Raw genomic sequence first — 24393 nt, forward strand, 5'->3', positions numbered from 1 at the left:
GACCCCGGGCCGGCCTGGGATGCCGGCCGAAGGATGACGGCTCCTGGGAACCTCTAACGATCGCCAGCATGCCGCCCCGGGGTCGCGAGAAGCCACCCCACGCGCCAGCTGATCGTGCTCCGATGCGAATGCCCGGGATCGGGCTGCGATCGGTAACGCGGGGCCCCTGTCCCGGAGTATGCGGCGCCCGCGGAATGCGATCCGGCCTCAGCCCGCCGCGCTCGTCGCAACATCCGGCATCGCGAAGGTCGCGTAGGCCGGGCGCTCCAGCGTCACGGGGCGTTCGCCCGCCCGCGGGGTCTCGCCGGCCGCCAGCGCGTCGCCCAGGCGGTCGATGCGGACCAGGGCGAGGCCGCGGGTTCCGGCGGCGCTGCCCGTGGTGCCGAGCCCCTTGCCGCCCGCCGTGATCTCGGTGCCGGGCTGGGGCGCGGTGTCGGGATAGGCTGCGGCCAGGATGCGGGTCCGGGCCGTGCCCCGGTGCTGCATCCGCGAGACCACCTCCTGGCCGACATAGCAGCCCTTGCGGAAGTCGACGCCGCCGAGCTGGTCCATCAGCGCCTCGTGCGGGAAGGCGTCGCCGAAGTTGTAGTCGCGTCCGCCTTCGGGCACGCCGAGGGCGATCCGGTGCGCGTGGTAATCGGCCTCCGTCGCGTCCGCCGAGAAGGCGCCCGCGGCGGCGTAGAGGCGGGCGCCGAGATCGGCCGCGCGGGAATCCGCTACCGCCTCGGCCGCGGGCGGGACGGCGCCGGCCCAGACGGCCGCCACCGCGACGGTCGGGTCGGCGGCGATCGTCGCCTGCGCGCGCAGACGGTAGAGCGTCAGACGCTTGGCGAGGTCTGCAGCCTTGTCGGCCTGCACGTCGAGCCGGAAGCCGTCCGGAATCCGCGAGACCAGGAAGTCGAACAGGATCTTGCCCTGCGGCGTCAGCAGGGCGCCGAGGCGCGCCTCACCGGGCTGGAGCGTCTCGACATTGCAGGTCAGGACGCCCTGGAGCAGCGTCGTGGCGTCCGGTCCCACGACGGTGACCAGGACGCGGTCCGGCAACAGGGCAACGGGCATGGGCGGCGGCTCCTCGGGCGGCGGGCGGTCCGACGCGCCGAACCGCAGACCCGGGACGTAGTCGCTGACCGCCCGTGCCTCAACCGTCCGCGCTCACACGCTCAATGCTGCAGGGTGGTTGTGAAGGCGCCCCCGCGGATGCGCTCCGGGAATCCTTCGGCGTACCGGGCGGTGGCTTCCTCGCCGTACGTGGTCACCAGTTCCTGAAACGCCGCGAACAGGGCGGCCTGGGCCATGCAGTCACCGTCGAGACCATCGAGGCAGCCTTCCGCGAACGCTTCCGAGACGTAACTCAGCGCGACGCGTTTCTCCTCGACATCGACCTCGATGGGGGCGGTGTGAGAGCTGTGCTGCATAGCCGGATACTTCCATTGCGCCGGACACGGGGCCCGGCGGACACAATGGATGATAGGCGGGTCCCGGCGGCTCGGCCAGCCGAGAATTTCGGATCGGTTAACACGGGCGCTCAAATCCGATGTTTCGCCGGCATCGCCGGTGCGTGTGTTGCGCCTGCATCACCCTCCGAAACGGCCGGCCAGGGCATGCGACAGCCGGTCGCCCTCGGCGACGTACCGGGCGGCGGCCTCGTGGGCCGCCGGCGTGCAGACCCGGTAGGTGAGCGCATAGCCGCGGTAGCCGCGGTTATAGGCGCCGGCCAGGCGGTCGCGGCGGACCGGGGTCACGCCCTCGGACTCGATCAGGGCTTTCATGCGGGCCGGCCAGTCGGACGCATCCGGCGCTCCGCAGAGGTTGCGCAGGAAGGCCAGGGCCCCGATGATCTCGGACATGCGCAGCAGGTCCCGGTCGTAGGGGGCGGGCACGTCCGCGGGGGCGTTCGCCTCCTTGGGGGCCTCCTTCGCGGCTTCCCGGGCGGTTTCCTTGGCGGGCGCGGCCCCTCGGCCGGAACGCTGCTGGGCCAGCGCCGGCCCGGAGACCAGGCCGGTGAGGAGCGCCAGCAGGCACAGGATCGTCGTCGGCCGCCTCACGCCGTCGCCTCCCCGCCGCCCGTCCGCGCAGGATGTGCATCCACATGTGCATCCACGCGCGCGAAGGCCTCGCGCAGGGTGTCGACCAGTCCCGGGGTGGTCGGAAGGGTCGCGACCTCCGCGAGCGTCGCCCACCGGGTCCCCAGCGCCTCGGGGCCGGCCACGGGTTCGCCGCCGCGCCACAGGGCGGCGTGCGGGTGGACGACGTAGTGATGTCGGGCGCGGCCGGCTTCGTCCCGGAGAATGATCTCGGTGGGCGCGAGCACGCCGACAATCTCCGCGGGCAGGCCGACCTCCTCGGACAATTCGCGCAGGGCCGCCTCGGCCAGGGATTCCCCCGCTTCCACGAGACCGCCCGGCAGGGTCCAGACGCCGCGCATCGGCTCGTTGGCCCGCGCCGCCAGAAGGGCGCGGTCGCCGCGGATCACCGCGATCGACGCGCCCACGAAGGGCCGCGCCGGGAACAGGCGGCTGTCGGAATCCGGTGCGCCCGCACTCACGGCGTGCCTCCATCGGGTGCCACGACGGCCACCCGGCCGTCGGCGAGGCCGACGAGCAGCCGCGCCGCGGCGCCCTCGCCGAGGACGACGATGCCGGTCTCGGCGGGAACCGGCAGGGCCACGCGCGCCCGCTCGCGCAGGCCGCCCTTGGCTGCCACGAAGGCGATCTCCGGGCGGCCCGCCACCGGCAGGACGAGTTCGGGGCCGCCGCCGGCCGGGGTGGTGACGGCGAGATCCGAATCGCCGTCGCCCGCCGCGTAGCCCTCGGCCTCGCCGGCCGCCTCGATCCGGTCGGGACGGAGCGTCCAGAGCTGGAGCCTGCCCTTGGCGCTGACCGTCGCGGCCTGGCTTTCGCCGGACCCGGAGAAATCGGCGATGCCGACGATCTTCAGCGGTGGCCCCGGCTGGGCGGGCGTGCGGGCGGTGACGGCCCAGGCCGCGCCCGGATCGCCGGCGGGCCGGTCGATCAGCGCGAGCCCCCGGCATCCGCGCCCGACAGCGTCGCCGCCAGGAGCGCCGGCCGGCCCCGAGGCGCAGCAGGCGCGGCCGCAGGGGCGCGAACACCGCCTCGCCCCCCGCCGGCACCGTCACGGTGGCCACGGGCACGGGCTTCGGATCGGTGCTGACCGCCATCGGCTGGCGCTCGCGGATCGTCAGGACCGCGGCGGCCGGGCCGCCGTCGGGGGCGCGGGTGCGCCCGGTGAGATAGGCGCTCAGGGGTCCCGAGAGCATCCGGCGCGAGCCCGGCAGGGCCCCGCGCGGCGTCTCGGCGGCGGTCAGCCCCTCGACGGCTTCCTTGCCGATCGGCCGCACGGTGACGCGGCCCTCGGCGAGGGCGAGCACGGCGCCGCCCTCGTCGCCCCAGACCACGGCGATCGGCGCGCTCTCCTCGTCGCCGGCCTGTTGGCCGCCGGTCTGCGGACCGGTCTTGGCGCCGGTGATCGGCAGGAGTCCGGAGGTCGCCACCGAGACCGCCGCCTCGCTGCGCGAGCCGCGCAGCGCCCGCACCTTGAAGGGCAGTTCGAGGATCCGGATCCCGGGCTCGGCCCGCGCCCCCGCGACGGGCGCGACGCCCACGATGAGGCCCAGGACGACGGCGCGCAGCCCGCGGCCCGGCGCCGGGTGCCGGCGCGCGGCCGTCGTGCCCGAGGATGCGCCAGAGGAAGCGCCCGATCTGGTCAAACGTGCTGGCCGCCGTTGATGTGGAGTTCGGCGCCGTTCACGTAGGACGAGGCCTCGGTGCACAGGAAGTAGATCGCCTTGGCGACCTCGTCCGGCGTGCCCAGCCGGCGCTGCGGGATCTGCTCGACGAGCTTCTCGGTGCCGGGCGACAGGATCGACGTGTCGATCTCGCCCGGCGAGATCGCGTTCACCCGCACGCCGAGCGGCCCGAAATCGGCGGCCATCTCGCGGGTCAGGCCGGCGAGCGCCGCCTTGGATGTGCCGTAGGCCGCCCCCGCGAAGGGATGGACGCGCGAGCCTGCGATCGACGTCACGTTGACGACCGAGCCCTTGGCCCGGGCGAGTTCCTCGCGCAGGCCCCGGGCCAGCAGGATCGTGGCGAACAGGTTGACCTGGAACACCCGCTGCCACGTGTCGAACTCGGTGGCCAGGGCGCCGAGGCGCTCGCCCTCCGGCCCCTTCGGCGAGATGCCGGCATTGTTGACCAGCGCGTGCAGAACCCCGCCCTCGGCGGCGAGCCGGCCCCGCACCTCCTCGACGGCGCGGGCCGTGTCCTGCGCGTCGGAAAGGTCGACCTGCAGGTGGTCCTCGGGCCCCATCTCCCAGGGGCAGTTCTCCGGGAAGGCGTGGCGCGAGCAGGTGATCACCCGCCAGCCCGCGGCCGAGAAGCGCTTGACGGTGGCGTGACCGATGCCCCGGCTCGCGCCCGTGAGCAGCATGATGCGCCGGCGTTCGTTGACGGGGAGGGCCAAAGCCGTAAGCCTCGCTGGCGTTCAGGGGTCGCGGCCCGGTCGGGCGCGGTGCGTGCCGGTGAGCCTCAATGGTCTAGGCGCACGGGGGCCGGAAATCCAGAGCGCGCCGCGGGTCGGGGTCGAGGCAGGGGAGAGAAACGCATGGCCAGCGGGCAGACCAGCGCGGAGCGCATGCCGGAGATCCCGGCCGACAGCCTGTCCCCGGTGCAGGCAGCGGCCGCGGCCGCGTTCCAGGCCGAGCGCGGCGTCCCGGTCTTCGGGCCGTTCGTGCCGCTCCTGCGCAGCCCCGAACTGATGCTGTGCGCGAGCCGGATGGGCCAGTACCTGCGCTACGGCAGCGTCCTGCCGCTCCGGGTCAGCGAGTTCGCAATCCTGGTGGTCGCGCGGGAATGGAGCCAGCCGGTGGAGTGGGCCATCCACCACCCCATCGCCCTGAAGGCCGGGGTCGCCCCCGAGACCGCGCAGGCGCTCGCCGAAGGACGCCGCCCCGACACGATGAGCGCCGACGAGGCGCTGGCCTACGCGTTCTCGACCGAGCTGATGCGCAACCGCGCGGTGAGCGACGCGACCTACGCGGCCCTGGTGGCGCGCTTCGGCGAGCAGGGGGCGATCGACCTCACCGGCATCAACGGCTACTACGCGCTCCTCGCCATGACGATGAACGTCGCGCGCACGGCCCTGCCGGCGGGCGGGCCCGCGGCGCCTCCGCTGCCGCCGCTGGTGGGGCCGGCTTCGGCGCCGCCCGCGCGACCAGGCCTGAGCCAAGATCCCGCACCGCTTGTGGCGCCGGCCGCTTCGGTCTAACCGTCCTCCCCGTGCGGGCGCCCGACGTGCCGCCCGCCCATTCCCGAAAACCCGGCCGGACGAGAGCCATGGTCGCCCATACCCGCGCCGACTCGGCGCCCAAGCCCACCGACCCGGCCCTCGCCGGCGCCCGGATCCTCGTTGTCGAGGCGCGCTACTACGACGCGATCGCCGACGAACTCCTCGCCGGGGCCCGCGCGGCCATCGCGGCCGCCTCCGCGCAGGCGATCGTGGTGACCGTTCCGGGCGCCCTGGAGATCCCCGCCGCCGTGGCGATCCTGCTCGACGCCGAGCCCTACGACGCGGTGGTGGCGCTGGGCTGCGTCATCCGCGGCGAGACCGGCCACTACGACATCGTCGCCGGCGAGAGCGCCCGGGCGCTCATGGACCTGTCGGTGCAGCGCCGCGTGCCCCTCGGCAACGGCATCCTCACGGTCGAGACCGAGGCGCAGGCCCTCGCCCGTGCCCGGGTCGCCGAGATGAACAAGGGCGGCGGTGCCGCCGAGGCTGCCCTCGGCGTGCTCGCTTTGAAGCGCGCCGCCGAAGCCGCGCGCACCCGATGACGGATACCCCCATGACCGGGACCACCGACACTCAGCCGGAGACGGGCGCCGAGCCCGCCGGCAAGCCCGCCAAGATCAGCCTGCGCAGCGGCGCCCGCCTCGCCGTGGTGCAGGCGCTCTACGAGATGGACATCTCCGGCAAGGGCGTCCTCGACGCGCTCGCCGAGTTCGAGGCCTTCTGGATCGGCCAGGAGGTCGACGGGATCGTCCATCCCCCGGCCGAGACCGCCTTCTTCCGCGACCTCCTGCGCGGCACGGTCGAGGAGCAGCGGGCCATCGACCCGAAGCTCGATCAGGCCCTCGCCCAGGGCTGGCCGCTGCGGCGCATCGAGATCGTGCTCCGGGCGATCCTGCGGGCGGGCGCCTACGAGCTGATGTTCCGCCGCGACGTGCCGGCGGCCGCGGCGATCTCGGAATATGTCGACGTGGCCCACAGCTTCTACACGGCCGACGAGCCCGGCCTCGTCAATGCCGTGCTCGACCGGCTCGCCCGGGAGGTCCGGCCGGGGGAGGTCGGGGCTCAGAAGGCGTCCGGCAAGCCGGGCTCGTCGAAGCCGCTTCCCGGTAAATCGTCCGTCGGCAAACCGTCCTCCGGAAAGCCATCCGCCGGAAAGCCGCCCGCCGGGAAGGCCTGAGCCTTGGCCGGGTCGGCCCGTGCTTCCGAGGAGGGGCTGATCGCCCGCTACTTCGCCCCCCTCGCGGGGCCGGGCGCCCACGGGCTGCGGGACGACGCCGCCACGCTGACGCCCACGCCGGGCCACGACCTCGTCCTCACCACCGATGCCGTGGTGGCGGGGATCCACTACTTCGCGGAGGATCCGCCGGCTTCGATCGCCCGGAAGGCCCTCGGCGTGAACCTCTCCGACATCGCCGCCAAGGGCGCGGTCCCGCGCGGCTTCCTGCTCACCCTGGCGCTCCCCGATGACTGGACGGAGGCTTGGCTCGACGGCTTCGCGGCGGGGCTCGGCGCGGCGGCGGCGGAGGCCGGCTGTCCGCTCCTCGGCGGCGACACGGTGCGCTCCGGTGGCCCGGCGCTGATCTCGGTGAGCCTGTTCGGCGAGGTGCCGACCGGCACCATCGTCCGCCGCACCACCGCGCGGGTCGGCGACCGGATCTGCGTCACCGGCACGATCGGCGACGCCGCCCTCGGCCTGCGGCTCCGCCTGGAGCCCACGGCGCCCTGGGTCGCCGGGCTGGACCCGGCGCTCCAGGCCGAACTCGCCGACCGCTACCTGCATCCGCGCCCGCGGCTCGCCGCTGCGCCGGCGGTCCGCCGCTACGCCTCGGCGGCCATGGACGTGTCCGACGGCCTCGCGGGCGATCTCGCCAAGATGCTGGGCGCGGGTCGCGGCGCCCGGGTCGCGGCCGCCGCCCTGCCGCTCTCGGATGCCGCCCGGCGCGCCTGCGCGGCCGAGCCCGCGCTGATCGACGCGGTCCTGACCGGTGGCGACGATTACGAGATCCTCTGTACCGTTGCGCCGGAGAATGTCGCGGCCTTCCAGGCCGAGGCGGCGGCCGCCGGTCTCACCGTCTCGGCCATCGGCACCGTCACATCAGGCGACGGCCCGCCGCGCTTCGAAATGCGCGATGGCGCCGAGCGCGTATTCGCGGCTGGGTCCTTCAGCCACTTCTGAGATCTGAGCCGGCCCCGATCGTGCGGCGCCGCGGCTGGCCGCGGCTCCGGCCGGATGCCCGATCTGACGACGGGCCTCGTCGATCATGTCCGCCGCGACGACCGGAATCCAAAGGCTCACCGGATCCCGGCCCATGCCGGGCGTCTGGGAGAGGGCGTCCTGCAGCGCGGAGATCAGGTCATCCTGGATCGCCACCGGTTGCGCCGCGACCCGTTCGGCGATCAGGAAGCCGACTGCACCGCGCAACACCTCAAGCGTGGCCGCCAGCTTGGCGGCGTGGTCACTGCTCATCGCGAGCCCCGTCAGAGTACAACTAAAAATAGAATACCGGAGGGTTAAAAGAACGTTAATCGACCGCCGGCTCAGCCCGCGGCTGCGGCGATGCCCGGTTGCCATCGCCCCCATGCCGCCGGGCAATGCAAAATAATGCGAAATCGTGGGCCTGCGAGGACCGCGCGCGCGGGCGCATGAGATCCGAGGCCTGAGCGTATTCTCCCGCGCGGCGTTTGCGCTCACCGGCGAAGTTTGGCAATCAAGGTATTGTTCTGGGAAGGAAAGCCCCGAATCCGAGCACCGCGTCCCATGGCCGTCGTCCGGCGGTCAAGCTCGACAATCACAAGCCCACGCCAGGCACGATAATGACAAGGACGGTCGCATGATTCCCTTGGTTCTGATCATCGTGGGCGGGCTCTGCGCCGTCGCCTACGGCATCGTCACGATCCTCGACGTGATGCGGCGCGATGCCGGCACGCAGCGCATGCAGGAGATCGCCGCCGCCATCGCCGAGGGCGCGCAGGCCTATCTCCGGCGGCAATACACGACGATCGGCCTCGTCGGCGTCGTCCTGTTCGTCCTCCTCGCCGTCTTCCTCGGGATCAAGGTCGCGGTCGGCTTCCTGATCGGCGCCGTGCTGTCGGGGGCGGCGGGCTTCATCGGCATGAACGTCTCGGTCCGGGCCAATGTCCGCACGGCCCAGGCCGCCTCCACCTCGCTGGGCGGCGGCCTCGACGTCGCCTTCAAGTCGGGGGCGGTGACCGGCATGCTGGTGGCGGGCCTCGCGCTCCTTGGCGTCGCCCTCTACTACCTGTTCCTCACCCGCGGCGCCCATCTCGACCCGTCGAGCCGCGAGGTGATCGACGCGCTCGTCGCCCTGGGCTTCGGCGCCTCGCTGATCTCGATCTTCGCCCGGCTGGGCGGCGGCATCTTCACCAAGGGCGCCGATGTCGGCGGCGACCTCGTCGGCAAGGTCGAGGCCGGCATCCCGGAGGACGATCCGCGCAACCCCGCCACCATCGCCGACAATGTCGGCGACAATGTCGGCGACTGCGCCGGCATGGCGGCCGACCTGTTCGAGACCTACGCGGTGACGGTCGTCGCCACGATGGTGCTGGCCGCGATCTTCTTCTCCGGTCCCACGGGAAGCGGCCGCGACGTCCTCGAGCCGATGATGCTGTACCCGCTGGCCATCGGCTCGGCCTGCATCCTCACCTCCATCGCCGGCACCTACGCGGTGCGGCTCGGGGCCAACCAGTCGATCATGGGTGCCCTTTACAAGGGCCTGATCGCCGCGGGCGTTCTGTCGATCGGGGCGATCGCGGCGGTCAACATGACCCTGCTCGGGGGCTTCTCGACGACCTTCACCACCTCCACGGGCGTCACCTTCACGTCGGGCGGCCTGTTCGGATGCGCGGTGATCGGGCTCGCCATCACGGCGCTGATCGTGGTGATCACCGAGTACTACACGGGCACCAACTTCCGCCCGGTGAAGTCGATCGCCGACGCGTCGGTGACCGGCCACGGCACCAACGTGATCCAGGGGCTGGCGATCTCGCTGGAATCGACCGCGCTGCCGGCCATCGTGATCGTGGCCGGCATCATCAGCACCTACGCGCTCGCCGGCCTGTTCGGCATCGCCATCGCGGTCACCGCCATGCTGGCGCTGGCGGGCTTCATCGTGGCGCTCGACGCCTTCGGGCCGGTCACCGACAATGCCGGCGGCATCGCCGAGATGGCGGGCCTGCCCGCGGAGGTGCGCAAGTCCACGGACGCCCTCGACGCGGTCGGCAACACCACCAAGGCGGTGACCAAGGGCTACGCCATCGGCTCGGCGGGCCTCGGCGCGCTGGTTCTGTTTGCCGCCTACACGTCGGACCTGAACTACTTCATCGCCAATGCGAGCCCGACGCAGTACCGCTTCTTCCAGGGCGTCAGCGTCGATTTCTCCCTGTCCAACCCCTACGTCGTGGTCGGCCTGCTGCTCGGCGGCCTGATCCCGTTCCTGTTCGCCGGCATCGCCATGACGGCGGTCGGGCGCGCCGCGGGCGCGGTGGTGGAGGAGGTCCGGCGCCAGTTCCGGGAGAAGCCCGGGATCATGCAGGGCACCGACCGGCCGGATTACGGACGGGCGGTGGACATGCTGACCCGCGCGGCGATCAAGGAGATGATCGTCCCCTCGCTCCTGCCGGTGCTGTCGCCGGTTGTGCTGTTCTTCGTGATCCAGCTGATCGCCGGAAAGAGCCAGGCCTTCGCCACGGTGGGGGCGAGCCTGCTCGGCGTGATCCTCACCGGACTCTACGTGGCGATCTCGATGACGTCGGGCGGCGGCGCCTGGGACAACGCCAAGAAGTACATCGAGGACGGCCACCACGGCGGCAAGGGCTCCGAGGCCCACAAGGCGGCGGTGACCGGCGACACGGTGGGCGACCCCTACAAGGACACCGCCGGTCCGGCGGTGAACCCGGCGATCAAGATCACCAACATCATCGCCCTGCTGCTGCTCGCGGTGCTGGCACACAGCTGATCGATGGATGGCCGAACCGAAGGTCGGCTTTCCGACCTCTCGGTTCCGCTTGCGGGCCATCTGAGGGATCGCCGGCCGCACCGGATCCGGGCGGCCGATCCGCGGCCGATCCGCTTCCGGCCCGCACGGAGCCGGGCGGATCCTGCGGATGCCTCATTGCTGATCCGACAGGGCGAGGGGCACGGGCACCCGATCGGGCGGTGCCGGGGTTCAACCCTCGGACCGTCGCGGTCGGCGCGGCCACCTGCAGGACGCTGCGCCGACCGTGAACGACCGCGGCAATCCGTCATGTCGAGACCTCGCGTCCGCCGGCCATCATTTTAGCGGGAAGTGTTCACTCTTGAACGGACGCGGCGGCCAAGCTGGGCTATGCCGGCTCGTAGCGCCAGCCTGCCGCGACCGATGCCGCCGAACTCACCGTCCCCGCTGGAGCGGAACCTCCTGCTCCGCTCGCTGCCACCCGTCGAACGGTCGAGGCTTCTCCCCCATGCGGAGGTGGTCACACTGGTGCGCGGCGACGTCCTGTTCGAGCCGGGGGACGAGGTCACCGCGATGATCTTCCCGCTCGACGGGACGGTGGTCTCCCTGATCGTGCCGCTGGAGGAGGGCCGCACCATCGAGACCGCGACCGTCGGTCGGGAGGGGGCGCTCGGCGGCGTTGTGAGCCAGGGCTACCTCCCGGCCTTCAACCGCGCCGTCGTTCAGATGGGCGGGGCAGCGGTGCGGCTGGACGCGGCGCGGATGCAGGCGGCCAAGCGCACCTCGCTGCCGATCCGCAACGCCCTCGTGCGCTACGCCGACTGCCTCCTCGCGCAGGTGGTCCAGTCCGTCGCCTGCAATGCCGCCCATCCCATCGAACAGCGGTGCGCGCGCTGGGTGCTCGCCCTGCACGACCGGCTCGCCACCGATGTCCTGCCGGTCACCCAGGACATGCTGGCGGAGATGCTCGGGGTGCGCCGGACCTATCTCAGCGGCATCCTCAACCGGCTCCAGGCCCAGGGGCTTATCGAGATGGGCCGGGCCAGGATCACGGTCCGCGACCGGCCGGCTCTGCAGGCGGCGTCCTGCGAATGCCATCGCCGGGTGCAGGAGCACTTCGCCCTCGTCCTCGGCGCGACCTTCACGCCGGCCGGAACCCTCGTCGCGCTCGACCCCGACGGCGCGCCCGATCCCCTGGCGACGCACGGGGCCATTTCCGCATGACCGTGATCGACATGGAAGGCGTCGAGCATCTCATCGCCGCCGACCTGCGTCTCGCCGCGCTCAAGGCCTACGGCATCCTCGACACCCCGCCCGAGGCCGCCTTCGACGGCATCGTGCGGCTGGCGACCCGGCTGTGCCTGACCCCGGTCGCCCTCGTCAGCTTCGTGGCCGCCGACCGCCAGTGGTTCAAGGCACGGATCGGTTTTCCTTCGTGCGAGACCGACCTCGAGCGCTCGGTCTGCAAGTACGCGCTGGCCGAGCCGGACCTGCTGATCGTGCCCGACCTCGCGGCCGACCCGCGCACGGCCGACAACCCCCTCGTCACTGGGGAGCCGTTCATCCGGTTCTACGCCGGGGCGCCCCTGCGCGCGCCCGACGGGCAGGTGCTCGGCTCGCTCTGCGTCATCGACACGGTGCCCCGGCCCCAGGGGCTGACCCCGGAGCAGCAGGAGGACCTGCGCATCCTGGCGGCCCAGGTCGTCACCCAGCTGCAGATGCGCCGGGCCGTGGACGAACGCGATCAGGTCCTTGCGTTCCAGGCCGCCGAGCTGCGGCGGGCGCACCGGCTCGACGTCATCGCCACCGCCTCCACGGCCCTGCTCACCGCCGACGACCCCTCCGCGGTCCTCGAACCCATTCTGAGGGACGGGGCCGACGCCCTCGGGTTCGACCGGGCCTGCCTCTACGACGTAACGCCGGACCGGCAGCACCTGCGCCTGACCCACGCGGTCAACATCTCTCCGGACGGGCGCGAGCGCCTGAAGCGCCTGCCGTTCGGGACTCCGCTCTGCGGCATCGTCGCGGAGACCCGCCAGCCCCTGATCCTCAGCGGGTTGCAGGCCAGTCTCGATCCGCGATGGGAGGCGGCCCGCGGCAACGGCCTCGACGCCTATGCCGGGTTCCCCATCGTCAGCCGGGGCGAACTCTGCGCGGTCATCGCCTTCGCCTCGACGCGGGTGGCCGCCTTCGACCGCGAGACCGTGGCGTTCTTCGAGACGCTCGCCCGCCTGATGGCGGCGGTCCACGAGCGCCTCGACGGCGAGGACGCCCTCGCCGAGAGCCGGGCCTACTGGCGCAGCCTGTTCGAGCGGCTGTGCGAGGGCTTCATCGTCGGCGAGGTCATCCGCGAGGCCGGACAGGTGACCGACTGGCGCTACGTCGAGGTCAACCGTGCCTGGGGCGACCTCGTCGGCATCGACGTGAACCAGGTTGCCGGCCGGACCATCCGCGAGGTCTTCCCCGGTATCGAGGACGCCTGGGTCAATGAGTTCGCACAGGTGGTGGAGAGCGCGGAACCGCGCGAGTTCCTGCGGCGGGTCGGGACGCTCGACCGCTGGTACGAGGGCCGCGCCTTCGCCATCGGCGCCGACCGCTTCGCCGTCACCTTCCTCGAAGTCACCGACCGGGTCCAGGCCGAGGCGCGGCGTACGGCCCTGCTGAGCCTCGGCGACCGGTTCCGCGACCTGACGGAGGCCCCGGAGATGATCCAGGCCGCCGCCGAGATCGTCGGCACGACCCTCGGCGTCACGCGGGCCGGCTATGGCCATATCGACGGCGACGTTGAATTCGTCGACATCGAGGAGGGCTGGACCGCACCGGGCGTCGCCAGCATCGCCGGGCGGCACCGCTACGCCGATTTCGGCGACATCCGCGAGCACCTTCGGCGCGGCGAGCCGCTGGTCATCGAGGACGTGCGAACCGATCCGAGAACGTCCTCGGATCCCCGGCTGATGCTCGACGTCGGCATCGGCGCGCTCGTGAACATGCCGGTTCGCGAGCGGGGACGCACGGTGGCGGTGTTCATCGTGCAGGACGACAAGCCCCGCCGATGGTCGCCGGAAACCCTGGCCTTCGTGCGCAACGTCGCCGAGCGTCTGGAGTCGGGCGTTGCCCGGCTCGAGGCCGAGGAGCAGCAGCGCATCCTCAACGAGGAGATCTCGCATCGCCTGAAGAACATGCTCGCGATGGTGCTGTCGATCGCCACGCAGACCCTTCGCGGTGTCCCCGACCGCGCTCCTGTGGAGGCCTTCGAGCGGCGCATCCACGCGCTGTCGACCGCCCACAACGTGCTCCTCCACAAGACATGGACGAGCGCCCCGGTCCGCGAGGTCGTCCATGCGGTCCTCGGCGCCGCGGGGCATGGCGACCGCATCACGGTCACGGGCCCCGATTTCGATCTCGGGCCGCGCGCGACGCTCTCGGTCTCGCTCCTGCTGCACGAACTGGCGACCAATGCCGCCAAATACGGGGCCTTGTCGGTCCCCGACGGGCGGGTCGCCGTGACGTGGCGCCTGGATGACGGCATCGGGGAGCGTGAGGTCGTGCTCGACTGGGTCGAGCGGGGCGGCCCGCCACCTGTGGCCCCCGCGCACTCCAAGCGCGCCGGGTTCGGCTCGCGCCTCATTCGTTTGGGATTGGCCGGATCCGGCGGCGTCGACCTTCGTTACCCTTCCTCTGGCTTCGAAGCGACGCTGCGTGCGCTGCTCGTCCAATTGCAGCATGGATAGGGAGCGAGCCGTGGCTGCAGGGACTGCGAGGCGGAATGCCATCCTCGTCATCGAGGATGAGCCGGTCATGCGCCTCATGGCTGTCGACCTCGTCGAGGAGGCGGGGTTCGAGGCCCTGGAAGCGTTCGACGCCGAGGAAGCGGTGCGCCTTATGGAGGCGCGGCCCGACATCGTCCTCGTCTTCTCCGACATCGACCTCGGCATCGGCATGGCGGGTCTGGACCTCGCCCATGCGATCCGGGACCGTTGGCCGCCGGTCGAGATCATCATGACCTCGGGGAAGATTCAGCCCGAACCCGGGGATCTGCCAGAGCGCGGGCGTTTCTTCGAGAAGCCCTACCGCCGCGACGAGGTCGCCGCGGCGATGCGCGAACTCGCAGCCTGACCGGACGTCGGGGCGATCGTCCGAGCCGGATCCTGCCTCTCCGGCATCGGCCGCGCGGCCCGGCATGGAGACCGACACCCAGGCCGGACCGGACGACCCGAAGCCGCATGGCCGGCGTCGACTCCGGATATCCGGAGACGCGCGGCGACGACACGGGCGCATCGGCGCCGACCCGGCGACCGACGGCGGCATCGGTGAGCGCCTTCTCGTCGACCGGCCCGAACGGTGACCGCGGACCGCACGGTGCGGATCAGTCGACAGGGCCGGGTTCCGAGCGAGCCCGGCTGTTCACCATCCACCGTGTGCGCCCCCGCACGCGCCTGTCAGCCCTGCTGCGCTGCACCTTGGCATCGCGGCGGCGCAGCGCCACCTCGGCGCGGGAATAAAACCGGACGCGGCCTGCGCCGCACCACAACGAGGTACCTCATGCCGTCCCTGCTCGACCCGATCCGTATCGGCGCCATCGAGGCGAAGAACCGGATCTTCATGGCGCCCCTGACGCGCGGCCGCGGCACCCGCGAGCACGTGCCGACCCCGATCATGGCCGAGTATTACGCCCAGCGCGCCGGCGCCGGCCTGATCCTCACCGAGGCCACCGGCATCAGCCAGGAGGGGCTCGGCTGGCCCTACGCGCCGGGTATCTGGTCCGACGCTCAGGTCGACGCGTGGCGGCCGATCGTGAAGGCCGTTCACGACAAGGGCGGCAAGATCGTCTGCCAGATTTGGCATATGGGGCGGCTGGTCCACCCGGACTTCCTGGGCGGCGAGAAGCCGATCTCGGCCTCTGCCACGACGGCGCCCGACCAGGCGCACACGTATTCCGGCAAGAAGCCCTATGCCGAGGCGCGCCCGCTGGAGGTCTCGGAAGTGCCGCGCCTGCTCGCCGATTACGAGCGGGCCACCGCCAATGCCCTGGCGGCCGGCTTCGACGGCGTGCAGATCCACGCCGCGAACGGCTACCTGATCGACGAATTCCTCCGTGACGGCACCAACCACCGCACCGACCAGTACGGCGGCTCCATCGAGAACCGCGTGCGGCTGCTGCGCGAGGTGACCGAGGCTGTGGCGAAGGTGGCCGGGCCGGAGCGCACCGGCGTGCGGCTCTCGCCCAACGGCGCGATCCAGGGCTGCAACGATTCCGATCCGGAGCCGCTGTTCGTGGCCGCCGCCCAGGCGCTCGCCGATGTCGGGATCGCTTTCCTGGAGATGCGCGAGCCGGGGCCGAACGGTACCTTCGGCAAGGCCGACCACCCGCCGATCGCCCCGGCGATGCGGCGCGTGTTCCGCAACCCCATGATCCTGAACGCCGATTACGACGGCATCAGCGGCCAGAAGGTTCTGGATGCCGGCGAGGCCGACGCCATCGCGTTCGGCCGGACCTTCATCGCCAATCCGGACCTCGTCGAGCGGATCGCCCAGAAGGCGCCGCTCAACAAGGACGACGCCGCGACGTGGTACAGCCAGGGGCCCGAGGGCTACATCGACTACCCGACCCTGACGAAGTCCCGGGCCGCCTGACGCGCCCCGGCCAGCATCGTCTGCCGGGCCCCGGCGGGCACGGCAGGAAAGCGCGGCGGTCCCTAGGCAGGGCGCCGCTGCGCGCCTATGTGAGGGCAGGACCATGGATGTGCCTGCACCTCACGCGCTCGCGGAAGCCGGACCGACCGATGGACGCTGGAGCGCCGCGGATCGGATCGCGGAACTTCGTGATCTCGCGATCCTCGATTCGGAGCCGGAGCCGCTCTACGACGATCTCGTGCGGGTCGCAGCCTATGTCTGCCGCGCGCCGGTCGCCCTCGTCAGCCTGGTGGATGCCGAGCGGCAGTGGTTCAAGTCGGAGGTGGGCCTCGGCAAGCGCGAACTGCCGATCAACTGCTCGGTCTGTGCCCATACGATCGAGGCGGGCGATCTTCTCGTCATCCCGGATCTGACCACCGACCCGCGGACCACTGAGAACCCCCTCGTGACCGGGGCGCCGGCCTTCCGCTTCTATGCGGGCGCGGTGATCCGCGGCAATCATGGCATTCCGATCGGGGCCCTGTGCGTGCTGGACCGGGCCCCGCGGCCGGACGGCCTCGATTCCGAGCAGACCGCGACCCTGCTGGCGTTGGCACGTCAGATCTCGAGCCTGCTGGAGCATCGCCGGACGCTGGCGCGGGTGGCCGCCCGCGAGGCGGAGATCGCCGCGAGCGAACGCCGCTTCCGCGTGATGACCTCCGCCATGCCCCAGATGGTCTGGACCACCCGGCCGGACGGGTTCCACGATTATTACAACGACCGCTGGTACGAGTTCACCGGCGTGCCCTACGGCTCCACCGACGGCGAGGGCTGGAACGGGGTGTTCCACCCCGAGGACCAAGAGCGGGCCTGGGCGCGGTGGCGCCACTGCCTCAGGACGGGCGAGCCCTACGAGATCGAGTACCGCCTGCGCCACCACAACGGCGATTACCGCTGGACGCTCGGGCGCGCCATGCCGATCCGGGACGCCGAGGGGCGGATCGAGCGCTGGTTCGGGACCTGTACCGATATCGACGACCTGAAGCGTGCCGAGGCCGAAGCCCGCAAGCTCGCCGTGATCGTCGAGACCTCCAAGGACTTCATCGGGCTCTGCACCCTCGAGGGCGAGATCACCCATCTCAACGAGGCCGCCCTGGCCCTGGTCGGCCTGCCCGACCTCGCCGCCGCCCGGGCGTGCACGGTGTCCGACTTCTTCACCGACGACAGCCGCCGGATCCTGGCCGAGACCGTCATGCCGGCGGTGCGCCGGGACGGATTCTGGGAGGGCGAGCTGGCCTTCCGGCACTTCGTCACCGGCGAGCCGTTGGCGGTGCTCTACAACATCTTCCCGGTGCGCGATCCTATGGGGACCGAGGTGGGATACGCCACCGTCACCCGCGACCTGCGCGAGGCGAAGCGCGCCGAGGAGGCGCGGGACCTTCTGATCCGCGAGCTGTCGCACCGGATCAAGAACATCTTCGCGGTGGTCGGCGGCCTTGCCGCGCTGACCGCCCGGAGCGATCCTGCGGCCAAGCCGTTCGTGGCGGCGTTCCGCGAGCGACTGGGCGCCCTGGCCCGGGCCCACGAATATGTTCGCCCCCATTCCCCCGACAGCGCCCCGCCGGTGGCCGGTCAGACGGTGCTTGGGCTGATGCGCCTGATCATGGCCGCCTACGAGGAGAACGGACGCGCGCGCGTGGTGATCACCGGGGACGATGCCGAGATCGGCGAGCGCACCGCCACCGCCCTCGCCCTGATCATGCACGAGCAGGCGACCAACGCGGTCAAGTACGGAGGGCTCTCGACGCGGGAGGGCGGCGTCTCGCTGAGCGGGGCCCGGGAGGCAGGCCGCTATACGCTGACATGGCGCGAGGAGGGCGGCCCCCAGGTTGCCGGCGCGCCGCTCCGGAAGGGGTTCGGCACCGTTCTGGCCGAGCGCAGCGTCGCCGGCCAGCTCGACGGCGTGCTGGAGCACGACTGGGCGCCGGGCGGTCTCCTGATGCGGCTCTGTGTCCCGCTCGAGAACCTGCGGACCTGACATGACCCGGCCGCCGGCCGCTCCACGGCTGCGTCTCGTCGTCCTCGATTTCGACGGCACCCTGGCCGATAGCTTCCCGTGGTTCTGTTCGGTTCTGAACGGGGTAGCCGACCGCTACCGCTTCCGCCGGGTCGAGGCCCACGAGGTCGAGGGTCTGCGGCTCCTGGGCGCCCGGGCGATCATGGCCCATCTCGGCATCCCGCGCTGGAAGCTGCCGCTCATCGCCCGCCACATGCACAGGCTGGCCGCGCGCGACGCCGGCCAGATCGCCCTGTTTCCCGGCGTTCCGGCGATGCTGGCCGCGGTCGCGGAGGCGGGCGTGCCGCTGGCGATCCTGTCGTCGAACCGCGCAGACACGGTGCGGCGGGTGCTCGGACCGGACAATGCCGACCGCATCGGCACCTATGCCTGCGGGGCCTCGGTCTTCGGGAAGGCGCGTCGGCTGCGGACGCTGCTCACACGGACCGGCGTGGCGCCCGACCGGGCTCTCTGCATCGGCGACGAGATCCGCGACCTTGAGGCGGCGCGCGCCCTGGGCTGTCCCTTCGGCGCCGTGGCCTGGGGCTATACCGATTCCCGGGCTCTCGCGGCCCTCGGCCCCGAGCACCTGTTCTCGGAGCCGCCGGAGATCGCCCGCCTCGTGGCGGGCGAGGCCGATCACATGCCGCGATTGGCGCCCGGCACGACGCTGGTGCCGCTGCCGCTGCCGAACGGCTCGTAGCGGGTCAGGCCGCGGAACAGCTGGCTGAGGAAGGCGCGGTCGGCGCCGCTCGTCGGCGTCGTGCGTTCGATGAAGTCGAAGATCCGACCGTCCTGGAGGCCGTAGAGCGCCACCCGCTCGACCTTGAAGGCGGGCGAGAAATAGACCGCCGTCACCTTCTGGTCCTCGACCTGCTCACCCAGGAACATGATCGTCCGGCGGGTGTTCTGCGAGATGTAGTACCAGGACTTGTTGCCCACGGTGGACACCGTCGACGGCGTGCCGAGGATCTGCAGGACCTGCTCGGGGCTCATGCCGGGCTTGATCGTGGCGAGTGCCGCCTGGTCGACCTGATAGCCGTGACGCAGCTCCTCGCCGATGCAGCCGGACAGGCCGGTTCCCGCAAGGCCGAGCAGGGCGAGGCGCGCGAAGGACTGGACGAGACGGCGCCGCATCGGGCCCCCAGAGAGCGTGTTGACGGACGGGGCGCAACCGTCGTCGCCGACACGGGGCTCCGACGGCGCTTGCGCCCTGGGCGTGGGTTGCCGTACCGCGGGGTTATGGCTTTGACAAGGCAAGCTTGGCCACAGATGGCCGGGGTTCGGCACCGATGATCGCCGGGTTGTTCCGGCGCGCGAGCGCGCGGCGCCGCGCCGTCGAGGGACTGCACGTGGCCTTGAGCATGGCCGCGCGCCGGCCGGGCCTCTACACGCGCCTCGGCGTGCCCGATACCGTGGAGGGCCGGTTCGAGGCCCTCTGCCTGCACGCGATCCTGGTCCTGCGCCGGCTGAACCGGCTGCCGGCGCCGGCGTCCGAGGTGGCCCAGGATCTCGTGAATTCGGTCTTCACCCAGCTCGACGCCTCGCTGCGCGAACTCGGTGTCGGCGACATGGGCGTGTCCAAGCGGATGAAGAAGCTCGGCGCCGCCTTTTACGGCCGGGCCGAGGGCTACGATGCCGCCCTGGAGGCCGGCGACGCGGCGGCGCTGCGCGCCGTTCTCGTCCGCAACGTGCTGGGCGGCGAGGGTGACGGGCGCGGTCTTGCCGCCTACGTGCAGTCCGCCGACGCCGCCCTCGCCGGCGCCGATCTGGACGGGCTGCTCGGGGCCGGGCCGCCCTTCCCGGAGCCGGACGGCTTCGCGCCGGCATCGGTCCACGCTGGAGATGGAGGAAATTCATGACCCGCCACGCCGGCCAGGAGGGCTTTCCCCTCGCGCGCTGGGTCAATGTCGAGCGCCTGCCCCGGGGGCGCGGCGCCGTCACCGTGGAGGCGAGCCCGGCCGAATGCGCGGCGCTCGCCGCCGATTTCGGCATCCCCGGGATCCGCGATCTGGTCGGGCGCTTCGCCATCGAGGGGCCGACCAGCCGTCTCACCGTGACCGGCGCGGTGGAAGCCCTGGTGACGCAGGTCTGCACCGTGAGCCTCGAACCCTTCGAGGCGCCGGTCCATGAACCGGTCGAAGTGGTGTTCACCGATACCGACCGGCTCGCCGGCACCGAGGCCGAGGAGGCCGACATCCCCGACCCGCTGGTCGGCGGCCGCATCGATTTCGGTGCGCTCACCGCCGAGTTCCTGGCGCTCGGCCTCGATCCCTATCCGCGCAAGCCCGGCATCACCTTCGAGCCGGTGGTGGCGGGCGACGATGCGGGGCCCCTCGACGGCCTGCGCAAGCTCCGCGACGGCGGGGCCTGAGGCCGTCGGCGACCGCCCGGAAGCCCGCGCCGCCCGATTTCATTTGCCCGCCGGGCCGGTATCGCTATGGTCCGCCGCGCCCGGCGGGCCCCGTCCCGCCGACGTCTGAACCCTTTCCCGCCGAGACCCGCGACCCGCTACCGACATGTCCCAACGCGTGTGCATCTCGCTCGACGCCATGGGTGGCGACCACGGGCCCACCACGGTCGTGCCCGGCGCGGCCCTGGCCCGGGAGCGTCATCCCGGCACCACCTTCCTGATGTTCGGCGACGAGGCCGTGATCGCGCCGCTGGTCGCCAAGGAGCCCCGGCTCAAGGATTGCGTCGAGATCCGCCACACCAGCGTGGCCGTGGCCATGGACGACAAGCCCAGCCAGGCGGTGCGCCAGGGCCGGGGCAAATCGTCCATGTGGCAGGCGATCCAGGCGGTGCGCGACGGGCAGGCCGATGCCTGCGTGTCGGCCGGCAACACCGGCGCCCTGATGGCGATGTCGAAGATCTGCCTGAAGACCATGTCGGGCATCGAGCGTCCGGCCATCGCCTGCCTGTGGCCGACCGTGCGCGGCGAGAGCGTCGTGCTCGACGTCGGCGCCACCATCGGCACGGATGCCGAGCACCTCGTCGAGATGGCCGTGATGGGCTCCGCCATGGCCCGGATCGTGTTCGACCTCGACCGGCCCACCGTCGGCCTGCTCAATGTCGGCACCGAGGAGATGAAGGGCAACGAGGCGGTCAAGGAGGCCGCCCGGATCCTGCGCGAGATGGAGAGCCCCGGCCTCACCTATCACGGCTTCGTCGAAGGCACCGATCTCGGGCGCGGCACCGTCGACGTGGTGGTGACCGAGGGGTTCACCGGCAACATCGCCCTCAAGACCGCCGAGGGCACCGCCAAGCAGATCGGCACGTATCTCCGCGCCGCCATGACCCGGACGCTGGCCGCCAAGATCGGCGCCCTGTTCGCCCGGCAGGCCTTCAAGGCCCTCAAGGACAAGATGAACCCGAGCCGGGCCAATGGCGGGGTGTTCCTCGGCCTCGAAGGCATCGTCATCAAGAGCCACGGTTCGGAGAATGCGCAGGGCTTCGCCGCGGCGATCGATCTGGCGCACGACATGGCGCGCCATGACATGATCCGCACGATCCGCGAGATGCTCGACCAGACCGCGGCGCTGGCGCCGGCGTGACGCCGGTGCCGGACTGAGCCCCGTCGACGGATGGGATGGAAATCGGACGGCTGCGGCTTCACAACTGGAAATTGTGAATCTGGCGTCGTCCGGGAAGGACAATGATGGCAACCCTCCGCACTGACCCCGAGCCGCACCGGCGCGCGCCCCCTCTGCGCTCGGTGGTGGTGGGGACCGGATCGAGCCTGCCCGCACGGGTGGTGACGAATGCCGATCTGGCCGAGCAGATGGACACCTCCGACGCGTGGATCGTCCAGCGGACCGGGATCCGCCAGCGGCACATCGCGGCCGCCGACGAGACCACCTCGGTCCTCGGCGCGCGCGCGGCCCGGGCCGCCCTGGAGGATGCCGGCCTGACCGCCGACGACATCGACCTCGTGATCTGCGCCACCTCGACGCCGGACCACACCTTTCCGGCGACCGCGACCCAGATCCAGGCGGCGCTGGGCATCCATCAGGGCGCGGCCTTCGACCTGCAGGCGGTCTGCGCCGGCTTCGTCTTCGCGGTCTCGACCGCCGACAAGTTCCTGACCACGGGCGCGGCCCGCCGTGCACTGGTGGTCGGCGCCGAGACCTTCTCGCGGATCGTCGACTGGGAGGACCGCACCACCTGCGTGCTGTTCGGCGACGGGGCCGGCGCCATCGTGCTGGAGGCGCAGGACGAGGCCGGGGACCGCGGCGTGCTCAGCGCGAGCCTGCGGTCGGACGGGCGCCACCGGGAAAAGCTCTATGTCGACGGCGGTCCGGGTTCCACCGGCACGACCGGCCACCTGCGCATGGAGGGCCGCGACGTGTTCCGGTTCGCCGTGGGGCAGGTCACCGACGTGATCGTCGAGGCTTTCGCGCAGGCGGGCGTCACCGCGGAGGAGCTCGACTGGTTCGTGCCGCATCAGGCCAATCGCCGGATCATCGAGGCCTCGGCCGACAAGATCGGAATCGCCCGGGAGAAGATCGTGCTGACGGTGGACCGCCACGGCAACACGTCGGCGGCCTCGATTCCCCTGGCCCTCGACGTGGCGCGGCGGGACGGTCGCATCCAGGCGGGCGACCTCGTGATGATCGAGGCGATCGGCGGCGGGTTCAGCTGGGGTGCGGCGCTGATCCGCTGGTGAGGCTTCGGGCGGGCGCCTGAAACGATTCGCGGCCCCGCTGCGGTTGACCGGGGGCGGAGCGCCGATTAGCGTGCCGGATCATAGGGATACGCCTTCAGCGTTTGGTGTGGCCGCGCGTGCCGCACCATGCGTCATGGGGCGAACGATGCGGGCGAGGGGACACGGCATGGCAGGCAAGACGGTGACGCGCGCCGACTTGAGCGAGGCCGTCTACCATCAGGTGGGCCTGTCGCGGACCGAGTCGGCCGCCCTCGTCGAGACCGTGCTGTCGGAGATCTGCAGCTGCCTGGCGAGCGGCGAGACGGTGAAGCTGTCCTCGTTCGGCTCCTTCGTGGTGCGCAGCAAGGGCAAGCGCGTCGGCCGCAACCCCAAGACCGGGGTCGAGGTCGCGATCGAGCCGCGGCAGGTGATGGTGTTCAAGCCGTCCAACGTGCTCAAGGCCAAGATCAACGGCCTGAACGGCACGGGCGTTCACGACGACGATTGAGCGGGGCCGCGTGCGGGGCCGCCTCCTGCGCGGCCTGCGCCCCGGAACGGGCTGCGTTCATCCTGCCCCGCCCTTGTCCCGGATGCCCGCAAGGTCGCGGACGGTGAACGGGAGCCCGGCACACGACGCACCGCACAAGCGGCACCCGCTCCAAACGCCGCCGGATTCCTCAGCCTCTCAGGCTTGAGTGCGACCCTGCGACCGGTCAAGATCGGGGCGTTCCGAGCCCATTCGCAAGACGCCCATGCCGCCAGCCCTCGCCGCCGCACAGACCGACGAACCGCCGACCGGGATCGGCGAGAAGAGCGCCCATGCGTTCCGGACGATCAGCGAGGTGGCCGAGGAACTCGACGTGCCCCAGCACGTATTGCGGTTTTGGGAGACCCGCTTTGGCCAGATCCGTCCCGTGAAGCGGGCGGGTGGACGGCGCTATTATCGGCCCCAGGATGTCGAGCTGGTGGCGGGCATCCGGCATCTCCTGCACGTGCAGCGCTACACCATCGCGGGGGCGCAGCGGGTCCTCAAGGAGAACGGCGTCCGCTTCGTGCAGGCGGTCGGCCGCGGCGAGGCCGTGGCGGCCGAACCCCTGATTCAGGAGGTCGAGACGGAGGCGGGCGCCCGGTCCGGCACTCTCGGAGCCTCCGACCGGGCGTCCCTGGCCGAAGCCCTGGAGGAATTGCGGGCCTGCCGCGCCCTGCTCGATGGCCTGCGCGAGATGCCCGACCTGGAGGCCTGACCTGGAGGCCTGACCGGCCCAGCCTGACCGTGTCGGCACGACCGCGCGTTCCGACACGCGGCCAGCGAACTTTCCGGCGACAACCTGCGTTGTCGCCCGCATGGCCGCGCCCAAACCCAAGTTGACGCCCAGCCAGGAACTGATGGCCCGCATCATGCGGATCGTCCGCACATGCCCGGAGGCGGCTTCCGAAGTCCTGGAACTGATGTTCCTCGTCAGCCAGATCGAGGCGGCCACCGGCGTCGACCGCGAGTACCGCGACGCCAAGCGCGTGATCAGCCGCCTGCGCAATCCGCTCTGGGAGATGGGTCCCACCGACCGGGAGAAACTCCTCGCGGCCGCCGAGACGATTCGCCGGGTCTGCCGTCTGGCCGAGGATGAGATTCCCCCCGCTCCGCTTGCCGATGCCGGGGAGCGCGCGCGGGTCGAAGGGCGGCTCGCCGCCGCCCTGGCCGGCGAATTCGATGCCGCGCAGATCGCCCGCATCACCGGTATCGTCGCGGCGGCGCTCCAGAATTAAGGGCCCGTCCGGGCCCTCGACGCCCGTGCGCGGCGTCCCCACATGGTCTCCACCGA

General features: G+C 71.7%; 26 protein-coding genes. 18 read left to right on the top strand and 8 right to left on the bottom strand.

What is annotated here, in order from left to right:
* Positions 1-207 precede the first annotated feature (207 nt).
* The 6 genes from ygfZ to PQI07_RS12215 all read right to left on the bottom strand — a co-directional run bounded on the left by ygfZ (position 208) and on the right by PQI07_RS12215 (position 4446).
* Positions 208-1059 carry a CAF17-like 4Fe-4S cluster assembly/insertion protein YgfZ gene (gene ygfZ / locus PQI07_RS12190; protein ID WP_274926705.1) on the bottom strand — a complete coding sequence of 284 codons (852 nt, stop codon included), beginning with the start codon at positions 1057-1059 and terminating at the stop codon, positions 208-210.
* A 101-nt stretch (positions 1060-1160) separates the two neighbouring features.
* Positions 1161-1415 (bottom strand): hypothetical protein, encoded by a 255-nt coding sequence (locus PQI07_RS12195; RefSeq protein ID WP_012320917.1) that lies wholly within the window; start codon positions 1413-1415, stop codon positions 1161-1163.
* A 159-nt stretch (positions 1416-1574) separates the two neighbouring features.
* Positions 1575-2045 (bottom strand): TIGR02301 family protein, encoded by a 471-nt coding sequence (locus PQI07_RS12200; protein WP_043348384.1) that lies wholly within the window; start codon positions 2043-2045, stop codon positions 1575-1577.
* Positions 2042-2545, bottom strand: coding sequence for an NUDIX hydrolase (locus PQI07_RS12205; RefSeq protein ID WP_274926706.1), 504 nt, complete (start codon positions 2543-2545; stop codon positions 2042-2044). The genes PQI07_RS12200 and PQI07_RS12205 overlap by 4 nt, the downstream gene beginning before the upstream one ends.
* On the bottom strand, positions 2542-2730 hold the full coding sequence (locus PQI07_RS12210) for a hypothetical protein (protein WP_274926707.1): 189 nt from the start codon (positions 2728-2730) through the stop codon (positions 2542-2544). The genes PQI07_RS12205 and PQI07_RS12210 overlap by 4 nt, the downstream gene beginning before the upstream one ends.
* Positions 2731-3723: 993 nt before the next feature.
* The gene (locus PQI07_RS12215) at positions 3724-4446 is read right to left on the bottom strand and encodes an SDR family NAD(P)-dependent oxidoreductase (RefSeq protein WP_043348395.1); all 723 of its coding nucleotides are present in this window, start codon (positions 4444-4446) and stop codon (positions 3724-3726) included.
* A gap of 174 nt (positions 4447-4620) precedes the next feature.
* Between PQI07_RS12215 and PQI07_RS12220 the strand changes: the two genes are divergently transcribed.
* The 4 genes from PQI07_RS12220 (at position 4621) to thiL (ending at position 7480) form a co-directional block, all read left to right on the top strand.
* Complete coding sequence (locus PQI07_RS12220; RefSeq protein WP_274926708.1) at positions 4621-5283, top strand: carboxymuconolactone decarboxylase family protein; 663 nt, start codon at positions 4621-4623, stop codon at positions 5281-5283.
* 68 nt (positions 5284-5351) lie between these two features.
* Positions 5352-5846, top strand: a complete 495-nt coding sequence (ribH, locus tag PQI07_RS12225) for a 6,7-dimethyl-8-ribityllumazine synthase (RefSeq protein ID WP_043348390.1) — start codon at positions 5352-5354, stop codon at positions 5844-5846.
* A gap of 11 nt (positions 5847-5857) precedes the next feature.
* Complete coding sequence (gene nusB, locus PQI07_RS12230) at positions 5858-6481, top strand: transcription antitermination factor NusB (RefSeq protein ID WP_051976213.1); 624 nt, start codon at positions 5858-5860, stop codon at positions 6479-6481.
* Between the two features lie 3 nt (positions 6482-6484).
* The gene (thiL, locus tag PQI07_RS12235; RefSeq protein WP_274926709.1) at positions 6485-7480 is read left to right on the top strand and encodes a thiamine-phosphate kinase; all 996 of its coding nucleotides are present in this window, start codon (positions 6485-6487) and stop codon (positions 7478-7480) included.
* On the opposite strand, the gene PQI07_RS12240 is transcribed toward thiL, so the two are convergent.
* The gene (locus PQI07_RS12240) at positions 7400-7876 is read right to left on the bottom strand and encodes a hypothetical protein (RefSeq protein WP_274926710.1); all 477 of its coding nucleotides are present in this window, start codon (positions 7874-7876) and stop codon (positions 7400-7402) included. The genes thiL and PQI07_RS12240 overlap by 81 nt on opposite strands.
* Before the next feature lie 259 nt (positions 7877-8135).
* Between PQI07_RS12240 and PQI07_RS12245 the strand changes: the two genes are divergently transcribed.
* The 7 genes from PQI07_RS12245 (at position 8136) to PQI07_RS12275 (ending at position 18631) form a co-directional block, all read left to right on the top strand.
* On the top strand, positions 8136-10280 hold the full coding sequence (locus PQI07_RS12245; RefSeq protein WP_274926711.1) for a sodium-translocating pyrophosphatase: 2145 nt from the start codon (positions 8136-8138) through the stop codon (positions 10278-10280).
* A gap of 402 nt (positions 10281-10682) precedes the next feature.
* Positions 10683-11483, top strand: a complete 801-nt coding sequence (locus tag PQI07_RS12250; protein ID WP_043386450.1) for a Crp/Fnr family transcriptional regulator — start codon at positions 10683-10685, stop codon at positions 11481-11483.
* The gene (locus tag PQI07_RS12255; RefSeq protein ID WP_274926712.1) at positions 11480-13990 is read left to right on the top strand and encodes a GAF domain-containing protein; all 2511 of its coding nucleotides are present in this window, start codon (positions 11480-11482) and stop codon (positions 13988-13990) included. Before PQI07_RS12250 ends, PQI07_RS12255 begins: the two co-directional genes overlap by 4 nt.
* A gap of 10 nt (positions 13991-14000) precedes the next feature.
* Positions 14001-14375, top strand: a complete 375-nt coding sequence (locus tag PQI07_RS12260; protein WP_043348410.1) for a response regulator — start codon at positions 14001-14003, stop codon at positions 14373-14375.
* A 426-nt stretch (positions 14376-14801) separates the two neighbouring features.
* Positions 14802-15893: an alkene reductase gene (locus tag PQI07_RS12265; RefSeq protein ID WP_043348413.1), complete on the top strand. Its 1092-nt coding sequence runs from the start codon at positions 14802-14804 to the stop codon at positions 15891-15893.
* A gap of 103 nt (positions 15894-15996) precedes the next feature.
* Positions 15997-17910: a PAS domain S-box protein gene (locus tag PQI07_RS12270; RefSeq protein ID WP_043759241.1), complete on the top strand. Its 1914-nt coding sequence runs from the start codon at positions 15997-15999 to the stop codon at positions 17908-17910.
* 1 nt (position 17911) lies between these two features.
* Complete coding sequence (locus PQI07_RS12275) at positions 17912-18631, top strand: HAD hydrolase-like protein (protein WP_274926713.1); 720 nt, start codon at positions 17912-17914, stop codon at positions 18629-18631.
* Here the strand turns inward: PQI07_RS12275 and PQI07_RS12280 are convergent.
* On the bottom strand, positions 18568-19065 hold the full coding sequence (locus PQI07_RS12280) for an outer membrane protein assembly factor BamE (protein ID WP_043348419.1): 498 nt from the start codon (positions 19063-19065) through the stop codon (positions 18568-18570). The two genes, PQI07_RS12275 and PQI07_RS12280, sit on opposite strands and share 64 nt — an antisense overlap.
* A gap of 155 nt (positions 19066-19220) precedes the next feature.
* Between PQI07_RS12280 and PQI07_RS12285 the strand changes: the two genes are divergently transcribed.
* From PQI07_RS12285 to PQI07_RS12315, 7 genes are all read left to right on the top strand, one after another.
* Positions 19221-19790 carry a ubiquinol-cytochrome C chaperone family protein gene (locus tag PQI07_RS12285; protein ID WP_043348434.1) on the top strand — a complete coding sequence of 190 codons (570 nt, stop codon included), beginning with the start codon at positions 19221-19223 and terminating at the stop codon, positions 19788-19790.
* Positions 19787-20302: a YceD family protein gene (locus PQI07_RS12290; protein WP_043759237.1), complete on the top strand. Its 516-nt coding sequence runs from the start codon at positions 19787-19789 to the stop codon at positions 20300-20302. The genes PQI07_RS12285 and PQI07_RS12290 overlap by 4 nt, the downstream gene beginning before the upstream one ends.
* A 145-nt stretch (positions 20303-20447) precedes the next feature.
* Positions 20448-21482: a phosphate acyltransferase PlsX gene (gene plsX / locus PQI07_RS12295; RefSeq protein ID WP_043348438.1), complete on the top strand. Its 1035-nt coding sequence runs from the start codon at positions 20448-20450 to the stop codon at positions 21480-21482.
* Between the two features lie 104 nt (positions 21483-21586).
* Positions 21587-22594, top strand: coding sequence for a beta-ketoacyl-ACP synthase III (locus PQI07_RS12300; protein ID WP_051976215.1), 1008 nt, complete (start codon positions 21587-21589; stop codon positions 22592-22594).
* Positions 22595-22760: 166 nt separating this feature from the next.
* Positions 22761-23081: an integration host factor subunit alpha gene (locus PQI07_RS12305; protein WP_043348440.1), complete on the top strand. Its 321-nt coding sequence runs from the start codon at positions 22761-22763 to the stop codon at positions 23079-23081.
* 244 nt (positions 23082-23325) lie between these two features.
* Entirely contained in the window at positions 23326-23817 is a 492-nt protein-coding gene (locus tag PQI07_RS12310) for a MerR family transcriptional regulator (protein WP_043348443.1), read from the top strand.
* Positions 23818-23917: 100 nt separating this feature from the next.
* The gene (locus PQI07_RS12315; RefSeq protein WP_043759233.1) at positions 23918-24337 is read left to right on the top strand and encodes a hypothetical protein; all 420 of its coding nucleotides are present in this window, start codon (positions 23918-23920) and stop codon (positions 24335-24337) included.
* Positions 24338-24393: the final 56 nt, after the last annotated feature.

The sequence above is a fragment of the Methylobacterium sp. 092160098-2 genome (genome assembly GCF_028920805.1).
Taxonomy (GTDB): domain Bacteria; phylum Pseudomonadota; class Alphaproteobacteria; order Rhizobiales; family Beijerinckiaceae; genus Methylobacterium; species Methylobacterium fujisawaense.